Genomic DNA, 13,288 nt, shown 5'->3' with positions numbered 1-13,288 from the left:
CGCGTCCGGATAGGGCCCGCTCCCCGGAGGACCCCTCGAACATCCGCACGCGAGCGCATAGCATCCGGCCATGGCGTCGACGACGAATGGCCAGTGGTATCCGCCGGAATGGCCGGCCCGCATCCGGGCCCTGACGAACGGCGAACTGACGCCGCCCGCGCCCCGGCGGGCCGCGACGGTCCTGCTGCTGCGGGACACCGACCACGGCGGTCCCGCCGTCCACATGCTGCGCAGACGCGCCTCCATGGCCTTCGCCGGAGGCGCGTACGCCTATCCGGGCGGTTCCGTCGATCCCCGGGACGAGCGTCCCGTGGGGTGGGCCGGCCCCTCGCGGGCCGAATGGGCGGTGCGGCTGGGCGTCGACCCGTCCACCGCGCAGGCCATCGTCTGCGCCGCCGTGCGCGAGACGTTCGAGGAGTCCGGGGTGCTGCTCGCCGGCGACTCCGCCACCACGGTCGTCGCGGACACCACCGGTGAGGACTGGGAGGCGGACCGGGCGGCGCTGGTCGGCCACGAGCTGTCCTTCGCCGACTTCCTGGCCCGCCGCGGCCTGGTGCTGCGCTCCGACCTGCTGGCCGCCTGGGCGCGCTGGATCACCCCGGAGTTCGAACCGCGCCGCTACGACACGTTCTTCTTCGTCGCCGCGCTCCCCAAGGGACAGCTCGCCCTCAACGTCTCCACGGAGGCGGACCGCACGGTGTGGATCCGCCCGGAGGAGGCCGCGGCCGGCTACGACCGGGGGGAACTGCTGATGATGCCGCCGACCATCTCCACGTTGCGCTCCCTCCAGCCGTACGCCAGCGTCTCCGAGGCGCTGTCCGGGGCCGGGGCGCAGGACCTGACGCCGGTACTGGCCCGCGCCCGTCTCGTGGGCGGCGAGATCGTGTTGAGCTGGCCGGGCCACGACGAGTTCACCAAGCACATCGCACCGGCGGACGAGGGCCCCGCCGGCCCGTCGGGAGGTCCCTCCGCATGACCGAAGCAGCCGCCCTCCCCGGTCAGCCCCGCGGCGGTGTCCTCTCGGGGCCGGCCACGGCGCGCGCCCACTGCATCCTGGCCCCGAACCCGTCCCCGATGACGCTGGACGGCACCAACACCTGGATCGTCGCCGAGCCGGGCTCCGACCTGGCCGTCGTCATCGACCCCGGACCGCTCGACGAGGACCACCTCGGGGCCGTCATCGACACCGCGGAGCGGGCCGGGCACCGGGTCGCGCTGACCCTGCTCACCCACGGGCACCCGGACCACGCCGACGGGGCGGCCCGGTTCGCCGAGCTGACCGGCGCCCCCGTACGGGCGCTGGACCCGGCGCTGCGCCTGGGGGACGAGGGGCTCGGCGCGGGCGACGTCATCACCACCGGGGGGCTGGAGCTACGGGTGGTGTCCACCCCGGGGCACACCGCGGACTCGCTCTGCTTCCATCTGCCCGCCGACCGGGCGGTCCTGACGGGCGACACGATCCTGGGGCGCGGCACCACCGTGGTCGCGCACCCCGACGGGCGGCTGGGCGACTATCTGGACTCGCTGCGCCGACTGCGTTCCCTCACCGTGGACGACGGGGTCGCCACGGTCCTCCCGGGCCACGGGCCGGTGCTGAACGACGCGCAGGGGGCGGTGGAGTTCTATCTGGCGCACCGGGCCCATCGGCTGGCTCAGGTGGAGACCGCCGTGGAGGCCGGCCACCGTACCCCCGCCGAGGTCGTGGCGAGCGTCTACGCGGACGTCGACCGCTCCCTGTGGCCGGCCGCCGAGCTGTCGGTGCGGGCGCAGTTGGAATACCTGGGCGAGCACGGGCTGATCTAGGGCCGGTCGGACGGGGGCCTGCCCATGCGGCGCCAAGGGGCGCTGCGGGGGCGTCAGGGCCCTTGTGGCGGCAAGGTCTTCGCCCCGTGGACGGCCAGGTATTCGTCGGCCAACCAGGGGGCGAGCCCGTTCAGCAGGTCGTCGAGCAGTTCGGGGTACGCGGCGGGGTGCCGGGCGGCGCGCGCCGCGGCGTGCATCTGGTCGGCGTGCGCCGGGTAGTAGTGCCCGAAGACCTCAGCGGACTCGACGAGATCGCTGGTCCAGCCGCCCCAGCGCGGCATGACCAGGGTGAATCCGGTGCGGACGAGGTTCCGTGTGACCCCTCGGGTCAGCCGGTTGCGCTCCTCCTGGGTGGTGGCCGCGGCGGCCCGCTCGCGCAGGCCGGGCAGCCGGCGGTGCAGGTCTCCGTTGGTCTCCCGGGCGAGGAGCGAGGTGGGCCGGTAACGGGGCAGCGCCGCGGTCACGTCCGGGCCGCTGAGCGGTGTGCACAGACAGGCCACGAACCAGCCCGTGTCGTACCGCTCTTCCGCGCTGAGCAGCCGTTCCTCGGCGATCAGCAGGATCCCGGCGCCGTCGATCTGCGGGAAGGCGGCGTCCAACTCCGTCTCGACGGCCCGGGCGGCGGCCCGGTCGGCGTCGGTGGGGTCCGTGCGCAGGACGAGCAGCGCGTCGAGGTCGGAGACCCCGGGGACGGCGGTGCCGCGCGGGATGCTGCCGTAGAGGTAGCTGCTCACCAGCCGGTCGGGGGCGAAGCGGGTGGCCAGCAGGGCGGTCAGCTCCGCCACGACGGGCGCGAACGGCGCGGGCACCCGTTCCAGGGAGCCCTCCCGCACGAAGCAGCCGTCCTGGTCGAGGCCCGTGCCCCGGGAATCCCCACTGGTGGTCATGGCGCCCACTATGGGGCGGCGGAACGGCGGGCCGCGAGCCGATTACCCGGCGGTCGCCTGCCACGCCCTGGACACGGCAAGGGCCCCGCCGGAGCGGGGCCCTTGGGGTGGTCGCCGTGAACGCGGGGCGTCAGCGCGAGCGCTTGGCCAGTCGTTCGACGTCCAGCAGGATCACGGCGCGCGCCTCCAGGCGCAGCCAGCCGCGGCCCGCGAAGTCCGCGAGCGCCTTGTTGACGGTCTCCCGGGAGGCGCCGACCAACTGGGCCAGCTCCTCCTGCGTGAGGTCGTGTACGACGTGGATGCCTTCCTCGGACTGCACGCCGAAGCGGCGCGACAGGTCCAGGAGGGCGCGCGCCACACGGCCCGGCACGTCCGAGAAGACCAGGTCGGACATCTGGTCGTTGGTCTTGCGCAGTCGGCGGGCGACCGCGCGCAGCAGGGCGGTGGCCACCTCCGGGCGGGCATTCAGCCAGGGCTGAAGGTCGCCGTGGCCCAGGCCGAGCAGTTTGACCTCGGTCAGCGCGGTGGCAGTGGCCGTGCGCGGTCCCGGGTCGAACAGTGACAGCTCACCGATGAGCTCGCCGGGTCCGAGGACGGCCAGCATGTTCTCGCGGCCGTCGGGTGAGGTGCGGTGGAGCTTCACCTTGCCCTCGGTGACCACGTACAGGCGGTCGCCCGGGTCCCCTTCGTGGAACAGGGCGTCGCCGCGGGCGAGCGTGACCTCTCCCATCGAGGCGCGAAGCTCGGCCGCCTGCTCGTCGTCGAGCGCCGCGAAGAGCGGGGCGCGCCGCAGAACGTCGTCCACGAGTTCTCTCCTTGTCGACATGCTCCGGAGGACTGTGGTCCCCATCATGCCGGAATGCAAAACAGTGCGATCAATCACAAGTTTGCCGGACCCGTGGCCCGAGCCATACGGCAGGGGGCCGATTGGGGTCACGAATCTTGGTGATCGAGTCGGATGTCAGTGGGTGGCCTTAGTCTGGCCGAGTGTCCAATACGCCGGTGAGAGCAGAGGACTGGGGGCCTACAGAGTGAGCGCAGGGCGCGATTCCGCTGTGGGCGAACAGCTGCCCGCAGGCGCCTCGAATACCGACAAAAGTAACAAATCGTCTTCCAGGGTGATGACCGCGCGGAAGCCGACGGCGCCCGCGACCGGCGCGTCGCGTTCCGAGGCGAAGGAGGCGGTCGTGAACGAAACCCCCGCAAAGCCGGCGAAGGAGACCGCGGCGAAGAAGGCCGCGACGACGAAGAAGACGGCCGCCAAGAAGGCCGCGACGAAGACGGCCACCGCCGCGAAGACCACTGGCACGAAGGCCGCCGCCACGAAGACCGCCGCGAAGACGACGGCCGCGGCGAAGAAGGCCGCGGCGAAGAAGGCAGCCGCCAAGAGCGCGGCGCCCGCCAAGAAGGCGGCGCCCGCCCGTAAGCCCGAGTCCCGGGTCGCCATGGTGCGTCGGGCCCGCCGGATCAACCGCGAGCTGGCCGAGCTGTATCCGTACGCCCACCCGGAGCTGGACTTCACCAACTCCTTCGAGCTGCTGGTCGCGACGGTCCTGTCCGCCCAGACCACCGACCTACGGGTCAACCAGACCACCCCCCGGCTCTTCGCGGTTTGCCCCACGCCCGAGGACATGGCCGCGATCCCCCCGGAGCAGTTGGAGGAGCTGATCCGCCCCACCGGCTTCTTCCGGGCCAAGGCGAAGTCCCTGATCGGGCTCTCCACCGCCCTGCGCGACCGCTTCGACGGCGAGGTGCCCGGCCGCCTGGAGGACCTCGTCACGCTCCCCGGCGTCGGCCGCAAGACCGCCAACGTGGTGCTCGGCAATGCCTTCGGCGTCCCCGGCATCACCGTGGACACGCACTTCGGCCGGCTGGCGCGCCGCTTCGGCTGGACGACCGCGCAGGACGCAGAGAAGGTCGAGGCCGACGTCGCCGAGATCTTCCCCAAGAGCGAGTGGACGATGCTCTCGCACCGGGTGGTCTTCCACGGCCGCCGGGTCTGCCACTCCCGCAAGCCCGCCTGCGGGGCCTGTCCCATCGCCCCGCTGTGCCCCTCGTACGGCGAGGGCGAGACCGACCCGGAGAAGGCGAAGAAGCTGCTCAAGTACGAGCTGGGCGGGCAGCCCGGGCAGCGGCTGAAGCCGCCGACCGACTATCCGGGGCAGCCCGCGCTCCCGCTGGCGGCCTCATAGGGCGACGACGGCGAGCACGACTCCACAGGGGGACCGACCCATCGACGTAAGCCTCAAGGGGGCGCGGATGACGAGTGCACGGGAGCAGTACGACGAGACGACGGATCCCTGCCGGGCGGTGGCCGAGCGGGAGGTCGCGGTCACGACCGAGGGCCTGCCCGGGTGGCTGGCTCCGGTGGCGCGTGCGGCCGCCACGATAGAGCCGCGCCAGCTCAGCAGCTTCCTGCCGCCGAAGGACGGCGGCCGGCAGTCCGCCGTCCTGATCCTCTTCGGGCACGGTGCCCGTGGGCCCGAACTGCTCCTGATGGAGCGCGCCGGCACCCTGCGCTCGCACGCCGGGCAGCCCTCGTTCCCCGGTGGGTCGCTCGATCCGCAGGACGGTGACCCGGACGGGCCGGGCCCGGTCCGTGCGGCGCTGCGGGAGGCCCAGGAGGAGACCGGGCTCGACCCGGCCGGGGTCCAGGTCTTCGGGGTGCTGCCGCGGCTCTACATCCCCGTCAGCGGTTTCGTCGTCACGCCCGTGCTGGGGTGGTGGCGGGTGCCGAGTCCGGTGGACGTGGTGGACCGGGGGGAGACCGCCCGGGTCTTCACGGTTCCCGTGGCGGATCTCACGGACCCGGCACATCGGGTCACCACCCGTCACCCCAGCGGCCACGTCGGCCCCGCCTTCCTCGTCGAGGATGCGCTGGTCTGGGGTTTCACCGCCGGAGTGATCGACCGGATCCTGCACTACGCAGGCTGGGAGATCGCATGGGACCGCGACAAGCAGGTCCCGCTCGACTGGCGCTCGTGAGACGGTGTCCGGCGTGAACGTCCTGGACATCCTGCTGCTGATCGCGGCCGTGTGGTTCGCGATCGTCGGTTACCGGCAAGGCTTCCTCGTCGGCATCCTGTCCGTGATCGGCTTCCTCGGGGGAGGTCTGATCGCGGTCTACGTGCTGCCGGTGATCTGGAACGGGGTCACCGACGACGCCAAACCGGGCACCTTCGCGGTGATCGCGGCGGTCGCCATCGTGATCGTCTGCGCATCGGTGGGCCAGGCGCTCACCACCCATCTCGGCAACAAACTCCGCCGCCACATCACCTGGACACCGGCACGGGCGCTGGACGCCACCGGTGGGGCGCTGGTCAACGTCCTGGCGATGCTGCTGGTCGCCTGGCTGATCGGCTCGGCGCTGGCCGGTACGTCGCTGCCCACGCTCAGCAAGGAGGTCCGCAACTCCAAGGTGCTGCTCGGGGTGTCCCAGGTCATGCCGCCGCAGGCCAGCACCTGGTTCGCGGACTTCTCCTCGGCACTGGCGCAGAACGGCTTCCCGCAGGTCTTCACGCCGTTCTCCAACGAGCCGATCCGGCCGGTCCGCCCGCCGGACCCGGGCCTGGCCAACGGCCCCGTGGCGGCGGACGCCCGGCACAGCATCGTCAAGATCGTCGGACGGGCGCCCAGCTGCGGCAAGATCCTCGAAGGCACCGGCTTCGTCTTCGCCCCGCACCGGGTGATGACCAACGCGCACGTCGTCGGCGGCGTCAGCGACCCGACGGTCCAGGTGGGCGGCGAGGGCATCCCGGTGAACGCCAAGGTCGTGCTCTATGACTGGGAGCGCGACATCGCCGTGCTCGACGTCCCGCAGCTCCGCGCGCCGGTGCTGAAGTTCGCCGACAAGGACGCCGGCAGCGGCAAGAGCGCCATCGTCGCCGGCTTCCCGGAGAACGGCGGCTACGACGTCCGTCCGGCCCGGATCCGCGGCCGCATCCAGGCCGACGGCGCGGACATCTACCACCGGGGCACGGTCGGCCGCGATGTCTACTCGCTCTACGCCACGGTCCGGGAGGGCAACTCCGGTGGCCCGCTGCTCACGCCCGGGGGTGCGGTCTACGGCGTGGTCTTCGCCAAGTCGAGGGACGACGCGCACACCGGCTACGCGCTGACGGCCGACGAGGTGCGGCAGGACGCCGTGCGGGGACGGAGCGCGAGCCGGCCGGTCGACACCCAGGGCTGCGCGATCTGAGGCCGGGCGCGGGGCCGCGAACCGATCCGTTGCGGACGGGACGCGGCCCGGCGGCCGGGGAAGGCGGAGTGCGCCGGGTCAGCCCCGGGGATGGCGCAGCCGTGCGCTCATCCAGCGCGCTCTGCGGCGCAGGATGCGGGGGATGCCCATCGGGTGCGCCGGGTCGGGGGACCCGCCGGATCCGAGATCCGGGGTACCCCTGTCCTGCGTGCCCACTGCAGCGGCACTGCTGCGGCGGTTGCGTGCCACGTCACGGTAGTCGTGCGTCCAGCCCATACCCTCGACTCTGCCCGTGGCCCAAGGTCCGTAACCGCCCCGGCGAGGGCCAATTGGCCTATGCGGGAGGCAATTGGCTGTTCGTCAGACGAGCGTTCGTATGACGTGGTGGAACGGGCCGGTCACCGTGTGGTGTCGATGGGGACAGGGGGATGGGCGTGGGTCCGTGGGCCCTCAGCGGTCCGGTTCCGGGTCCTTCAGCCAGTTGATCAGTTCGGTGGAGAAGGCCGCCGGGTCCTCCTCGTGCGGCCAGTGCCCCAGGCCGTCGAAGAGCCGCCAGCGGTAGGGGGCTTCGACGTACTCGCCGGAGCCGGCGGCGCTGCGGGTGCGCATCACCGGGTCCAGGGAGCCGTGCAGATGCAGGGTGGGGACCCGCACGGGCAGCTTCATCCGGCGGTTGAACTGGATGCCGTCGGGGCGGGCCATCGAGCGCACCATCCAGCGGTACGGCTCGATCGAGCAGTGCGCCGTCGAGGGGATGGCCATCGCCCGCCGGTAGACCTCGACGGTCTCGTCCTCCGGGAGCCGGGGGCCGGACCAGTCGCGGATCATCCGGCCCACCAGGGCCGCGTCGTCCGCGGTCAGCCGGCGCTCCGGCAGCCAGGGCCGCTGGCAGCTCCAGATGTGTGAGCTGCGGCGGACGTCGGCGAGCATCGCGGCCCGCCAGCGCCGCGGGTGCGGCATCGAGGACACCGCGAGCCGGCGGACCAGCTTGGGCCGCATCACCGCGGCCGTCCAGGCGAGGTAGCCGCCCAGATCGTGCCCGACCAGCGCGGCGTCCGGCTCGCCCAGGGAGCGGATGACGCCGGTGATGTCGAGGGCGAGGTTCGCGGGGTCGTAGCCGCGTGGGGTGCGGTCGCTGCCGCCGACGCCCCGCAGGTCCATGGCGACCGCGCGGAAGCCCGCGTCGGCCAGTGCGGGCAGTTGGTGCCGCCAGGTCCACCAGAACTGCGGGAAGCCGTGCAGCAGCAGCACGAGGGGCCCGTCGCCCATCTCGGCGATGTGGAAACGGGCGCCGTTGGCCGCGACGTCCCGGTGTGTCACCTCGGTCCCGTCCGGGAGGCCGAGCCGCACGACCGAGGCGGTGCTGTCAGGGGCTGTCATACCGATGAGCGTGTCACAGACTCCAGGACCGGGTGCTCCAAGTCCGTCGGGCGCGGGTGCGGCTTGGCCTTCTGCAGCACGGCCGCGGTCTCCTTGGCGGAGGCGATCGACTTCTCCGGCTTCTTGATCTTCTTGATCTTGGCCATCGCGATCAGGATCAGCAGCGCGGCGATGATCAGGAAGGCGCCGCCCACGATCAGGAAGGACCAGGCGAGGCCGAGGCCGAGGTTGTGGATGCCGTAGGCCGCCGCGAAACTCAGCACCGGCAGCGCGAACAGCGCCAGGACGCCCGCCACGATGAACGCGGCACTGCCGATGCCCGCCCGCTTGGCATCCTGCCGAAGTTCCGCTTTGGCCAGTGCGATCTCGTCGTGCACCAGCGCGGACATCTCCGCGGTCGCCGTGGCCACCAACTGCCCGAGGCTGCGGTCCGCACCGTCTTCGGCTGCGCTCATCGCCGTCTCCCTGTTCTCTTCGCCTGGATGCAAAGCCTCTCAGATCATGCCGGACCATCGTCCCCGGAGCGGCCGCCGGCAGCCATTTCGGCTAGCCGGCGGTGTTCAGCGGCCTTCGCCTCGTGGATCGCGGCCATGCGCAAGTGGTACGCGGGCTGGCCCAGTTCGTAGATGTCGGGGATGCCGTCCTGGTCCTCGTCCCGCTCCTCCTCGTCGCACAGGCGCCGGTACTTGTTGTTGCGGATCTTGAGGAGGATGCCCGCGAAGACGGCCGCGAGCAGCGAGCCGATCAGCACCGACGCCTTGATCTCGTCGGTCAGGACGGAGTCGCCCGCGAAGGCCAGTTCGCCGATGAGTAGGGAGACGGTGAAGCCGATTCCGGCCAAGGCGGCGACCCCGAAGACGTCCGGCCACTTCAGGTCGGGGTTGAGTTCGGCCCGGGTGAAGCGGGCGGTGCACCAGGTGCCGCCGAATATGCCCACCGCCTTGCCCACTATCAGGCCGAGGACCACGCCCAGCGTCTCCGGCCGGACGAAGACGTCGTGGATCGCACCGCCGGATATGGACACCCCCGCGGAGAAGAGCGCGAACAGCGGCACCGCCAGCCCCGCCGACAGCGGGCGGACCAGGTGCTCGATGTGCTCGCCGGGTGACCGCTGTTCGCCCTCGCGGCGGTGGCAGCGCAGCATCAGGCCCATGGCGACGCCGGCGATGGTGGCGTGCACGCCGCTGTTCTCCATCAGGGCCCAGATCACCACGCCGAGCGGTACGTACACGTACCAACCGCGGACGCCCTTGCGCAGCAGGAGGTAGAAGAGGCCCAGGCCGACGACGGACAGGCCGAGGGCGAGGAAGTTGAGCTTCGAGGTGAAGAAGATCGCGATGATCAGGATCGCGAAGAGGTCGTCGACTACGGCGAGGGTGAGCAGGAAGGCGCGCAGCGCGGACGGCAGGGAGGTGCCGATGACCGCGAGGACGGCGAGCGCGAAGGCGATGTCGGTGGCGGTGGGGACCGCCCAGCCCTGGAGGGAGCCGCCGCCGGCGGCGTTGACGGCGACGTAGACGAGGGCGGGGGTCGCCATGCCGCAGATCGCGGCGATCACCGGGAGGGCGGCGGCCTTGCGGTCGCGGAGTTCGCCGGCGACCAGTTCGCGCTTGAGCTCGATGCCCGCCACGAAGAAGAAGATCGCGAGTAGGCCGTTGGCGGCCCAGTGCTGGAGGGAGAGGTCCAGGCCGAGCGAGGCTGGGCCGAGGTGCAGGCCGCGGACCGCCTCGTAGCTGCCGCCGAGCGTATTGGCCCAGATGAGGGCGGCGATGGCGGCGACGAGGAGGAGGACACCGCCGACGGTTTCGGTGCGCAGTGCTTCGGCGATGAAGTTCCGCTCCGGTAGCGGCATTCTGCCGAGGAATATGGAGCGGCGGTTGCTGGGCGCAGTCACGCGATGACCTCCGGCAGCTGAGAACGGCTGTAGCAGTTGCCGACCAGACTTCCCGGCGCACCCAGAGTTTCTTAGCGCCTCATTGACGCCTCCCTAACCCTACCGGGTGGGTGCAAGGGGTTAATGCGTGGGCTCAACTTTACGGGCATTTCGGGCGCCGGGCCGCCGGGGGAGCAAGGGCGGGCCCGCCCTGGAGAAACGCCGGAGGGGCACCGGACGCGATGGTCCGGTGCCCCTCCGTGCGCACGTCGGCGCGGTGCTCCGCGGGCGTGGCGTCATTCGACGCCCGGCGCGTCAGTCCTCGCTGGGCGCGCTCGGCAGCTTCGCCTGGATCAGGTCCATGACGGAGGAGTCGGTGAGCGTGGTGACGTCGCCGAGGGCGCGGTTCTCGGCGACGTCGCGCAGCAGCCGTCGCATGATCTTGCCGGAGCGGGTCTTCGGCAGCTCGGCGACCGGCAGGATCCGCTTGGGCTTGGCGATCGGGCCGAGCTGCTGGCCGACATGGGCGCGCAGCTCGTCGACGAGCCCCTCGTCCTCGGCCGCACCGCCGCGCAGGATGACGAAGGCGCAGATGGCCTGGGTCGTCTGCGGGTCGGTGGCGCCGACCACCGCGGCCTCGGCCACCTTCGGGTGCGAGACCAGCGCGGACTCCACCTCGGTGGTGGAGATGTTGTGGCCGGACACCAGCATCACGTCGTCCACCCGGCCCAGCAGCCAGATGTCGCCGTCCTCGTCCTTCTTGGCGCCGTCGCCGGCGAAGTACGTGCCCGCGAAGCGGGACCAGTAGGTGTCCAGGTAGCGCTGGTCGTCGCCCCAGATGGTGCGCAGCATCGACGGCCAGGGCTCGGTGAGCACCAGATACCCACCGGCGCCGTTGGGCACCTCGTGCGCGTCGTCGTCGACCACCGTGGCGGCGATACCGGGCAGCGGTACCTGCGCCGAGCCGGGCTTGGTCTCCGTCACGCCCGGCAGCGGGCTGAGCATCATCGCGCCGGTCTCGGTCTGCCACCAGGTGTCGACGATCGGCGTCCGGTCCGCCCCGATGTGCTTGCGGTACCAGATCCACGCCTCGGGGTTGATCGGCTCGCCGACCGACCCCAGGAGGCGGAGCGACGACAGGTCGAACTTCGCCGGGATGTCGTCGCCCCACTTCATGCAGGCGCGGATCGCGGTCGGCGCGGTGTACAGGATCGTCACGCCGTACTTCTGGACGATCTCCCACCAGCGGCCCTGGTGCGGGGTGTCCGGGGTGCCCTCGTAGAGCACCTCGGTGGCGCCGTTGGAGAGCGGGCCGTAGGTGATGTACGAGTGGCCGGTCACCCAGCCGACGTCGGCGGTGCACCAGAAGACGTCGGTCTCCGGCTTCAGGTCGAAGACCGCGTGGTGGGTGTACGAGACCTGGGTGAGGTAGCCGCCGGTGGTGTGCAGGATGCCCTTGGGCTTACCCGTCGTCCCGGAGGTGTAGAGGATGAACAGCGGGTGCTCGGCGTCGAACGCCTCGGGGGTGTGCTGCTCGCTCTGGCGCTCGACCAGATCGTGCCACCACACGTCCCGGCCCTCGGTCCAGTCGACGTCCTGGCCGGTGCGGCGGACGACCAGCACGCTGCGGACGTCCTCGGTGCCGGGCTTGGTCAGCGCCTCGTCCACGGCCGGCTTGAGGGCGGACGGCTTGCCGCGGCGGTACCCGCCGTCGGCGGTGATCACCACCCGGGCGTCCGCGTCGTTGATCCGCGTCGCCAGCGCGTCCGCGGAGAAGCCGCCGAAGACGACGGAGTGCGGTGCGCCCAGCCGGGCGCAGGCCAGCATCGCGATCACCGTCTCCGGGATCATCGGCATGTAGATGGCGATCCGGTCGCCGGCCTGAACGCCCAGCTCGACCAGGGCGTTGGCGGCCTTGGAGACCTCGCGCTGGAGTTCGGCGTAGGTGATCGCGCGGCTGTCGCCCGACTCGCCTTCGAAGTGGATGGCGACCCGGTCGCCGAGGCCGTTCTCCACGTGGCGGTCCACGCAGTTGTAGGCGACGTTCAGCTTGCCGTCGGCGAACCACTTCGCGAACGGCGGATTGGACCAGTCGAGGATCTCAGTGGGCTCGGTCTCCCAGGTCAGGCGTTTGGCCTGCTCGGCCCAGAAGCCCAGCCGGTCCGCCGCGGCCTCTTCGTACGCGGCGGCCGTGACGTTGGCGTTCGCGGCCAGCTCGGCGGGCGGTGCGAACCGCCGCTCCTCCTTCAAGAGGTTGGCCAGGCTTTCGTTGCTCACGACTTCTCCCATTCCCAGGGCGTGCGATGTGTCCCGGGCCATAGCTCATCAGCCCGCGACCGACCCTGACAAGGGCTGTGGACAACTATTGGTGTAGACCTGTCTGAATCTGGCCGGTCATAGGGCCGTTCGGGTGATGTCGAGCAGGTCAGACCCCGATTGCCGGGACGTCGGCGCGCACCGCCCGGAACCGCCCGCTGGACTCGTCCAGCAGGTACGCCTGGGCCTCGGCGACATGGAAGTACATGCCGTGCAGGGTGAGGCTGCCCTCGGCCATCCGGCGGGCGACGCACGGGTGCGCCCGCAGGTGGTCGAGCTGCTGCCGGACGTTGACCAGCGCCAGCCGCTCCTGGTCGTCGGTCACCGGCCGCTCGGCGAGGGCGACTTCGCCCCTGCCCAGCCGCCCGATCCGCGCCATACGGGCCAGGCTCGGGCGGCCGTGCCGCAGCCAACGGGTGAGCGGGGTGGCCCCGTCGGGCGACGGTGGGGAACCGGCCGCGTCGAGCAGCGCCGCCATGGCGCCGCAGCCCGAGTGCCCGCAGACCGTGATCGACTCGACCCGCAGCACCTCGACCGCGTACTCGACCGCGGCGCCCACGGAGTCACAGGAGGCGTCCGAGTCGGGCGGCGGCATCAGATTGCCGACGTTGCGCACGGTGAACAGGTCACCCGGCCCGCTCGACGTGATCATGCTCGTCACCAGCCGGGAATCGGCGCAGGTCAGGAAGAGCTGGGTGGGGCACTGGCCCTCCCGTGCCAGCCGGGCCAGCTCCTCGCGCACCAGCGGGGCGGTGTGCCGCTGGAACGCGCTGACGCCGCCCAGCAGTTGGCTGCCGCTCCGGTGGTCCGCCGTGCGGGCCGGTGCGGGCC

The 13,288-nt window shown here is 71.7% G+C and carries 13 protein-coding genes; 5 read left to right on the top strand and 8 right to left on the bottom strand.

Annotation, left to right across the window (positions count from 1 at the left end; translation table 11 throughout):
• Positions 1–70 precede the first annotated feature (70 nt).
• Positions 71–976, top strand: coding sequence for an NUDIX hydrolase (locus ACO0M4_RS17245; protein ID WP_430371452.1), 906 nt, complete (start codon positions 71–73; stop codon positions 974–976).
• On the top strand, positions 973–1,803 hold the full coding sequence (locus ACO0M4_RS17240; protein ID WP_430371451.1) for an MBL fold metallo-hydrolase: 831 nt from the start codon (positions 973–975) through the stop codon (positions 1,801–1,803). Before ACO0M4_RS17245 ends, ACO0M4_RS17240 begins: the two co-directional genes overlap by 4 nt.
• A 53-nt stretch (positions 1,804–1,856) precedes the next feature.
• On the opposite strand, the gene ACO0M4_RS17235 is transcribed toward ACO0M4_RS17240, so the two are convergent.
• Together ACO0M4_RS17235 and ACO0M4_RS17230 are read right to left on the bottom strand one after the other, a co-directional pair.
• Complete coding sequence (locus ACO0M4_RS17235; RefSeq protein WP_430371450.1) at positions 1,857–2,690, bottom strand: nucleotidyltransferase; 834 nt, start codon at positions 2,688–2,690, stop codon at positions 1,857–1,859.
• 130 nt (positions 2,691–2,820) lie between these two features.
• Positions 2,821–3,495 carry a Crp/Fnr family transcriptional regulator gene (locus ACO0M4_RS17230; RefSeq protein ID WP_003981529.1) on the bottom strand — a complete coding sequence of 225 codons (675 nt, stop codon included), beginning with the start codon at positions 3,493–3,495 and terminating at the stop codon, positions 2,821–2,823.
• 382 nt (positions 3,496–3,877) lie between these two features.
• Between ACO0M4_RS17230 and nth the strand changes: the two genes are divergently transcribed.
• The 3 genes from nth (at position 3,878) to ACO0M4_RS17215 (ending at position 6,888) form a co-directional block, all read left to right on the top strand.
• On the top strand, positions 3,878–4,882 hold the full coding sequence (gene nth / locus ACO0M4_RS17225) for an endonuclease III (protein WP_430371449.1): 1,005 nt from the start codon (positions 3,878–3,880) through the stop codon (positions 4,880–4,882).
• A gap of 67 nt (positions 4,883–4,949) precedes the next feature.
• The gene (locus ACO0M4_RS17220) at positions 4,950–5,675 is read left to right on the top strand and encodes an NUDIX hydrolase (RefSeq protein ID WP_430371448.1); all 726 of its coding nucleotides are present in this window, start codon (positions 4,950–4,952) and stop codon (positions 5,673–5,675) included.
• A gap of 13 nt (positions 5,676–5,688) precedes the next feature.
• Complete coding sequence (locus tag ACO0M4_RS17215; protein ID WP_430371447.1) at positions 5,689–6,888, top strand: MarP family serine protease; 1,200 nt, start codon at positions 5,689–5,691, stop codon at positions 6,886–6,888.
• Between the two features lie 78 nt (positions 6,889–6,966).
• Here the strand turns inward: ACO0M4_RS17215 and ACO0M4_RS17210 are convergent, their stop codons facing one another.
• The 6 genes from ACO0M4_RS17210 to ACO0M4_RS17185 all read right to left on the bottom strand — a co-directional run.
• Complete coding sequence (locus ACO0M4_RS17210; RefSeq protein WP_430371446.1) at positions 6,967–7,164, bottom strand: hypothetical protein; 198 nt, start codon at positions 7,162–7,164, stop codon at positions 6,967–6,969.
• Positions 7,165–7,338: 174 nt separating this feature from the next.
• Complete coding sequence (locus ACO0M4_RS17205; RefSeq protein ID WP_430371444.1) at positions 7,339–8,268, bottom strand: alpha/beta fold hydrolase; 930 nt, start codon at positions 8,266–8,268, stop codon at positions 7,339–7,341.
• Positions 8,265–8,723: a phage holin family protein gene (locus ACO0M4_RS17200; protein WP_430371443.1), complete on the bottom strand. Its 459-nt coding sequence runs from the start codon at positions 8,721–8,723 to the stop codon at positions 8,265–8,267. The genes ACO0M4_RS17205 and ACO0M4_RS17200 overlap by 4 nt, the downstream gene beginning before the upstream one ends.
• 44 nt (positions 8,724–8,767) lie before the next feature.
• Entirely contained in the window at positions 8,768–10,162 is a 1,395-nt protein-coding gene (nhaA, locus tag ACO0M4_RS17195) for a Na+/H+ antiporter NhaA (RefSeq protein WP_430371442.1), read from the bottom strand.
• Positions 10,163–10,456: 294 nt separating this feature from the next.
• On the bottom strand, positions 10,457–12,418 hold the full coding sequence (gene acs, locus ACO0M4_RS17190; RefSeq protein WP_430371441.1) for an acetate--CoA ligase: 1,962 nt from the start codon (positions 12,416–12,418) through the stop codon (positions 10,457–10,459).
• A 148-nt stretch (positions 12,419–12,566) separates the two neighbouring features.
• The coding region (locus tag ACO0M4_RS17185) for a carbonic anhydrase (RefSeq protein WP_430371440.1) at positions 12,567–13,288 on the bottom strand (722 nt) is incomplete at its 5' end.

Origin of the sequence: Streptomyces sp. RGM 3693, from assembly GCF_050471125.1 — a bacterium.
Lineage (GTDB): Bacteria > Actinomycetota > Actinomycetes > Streptomycetales > Streptomycetaceae > Streptomyces.
The sequence above is the reverse complement of the archived record's forward strand: the minus strand, read 5'-3'. Positions and strand labels throughout refer to the sequence as shown.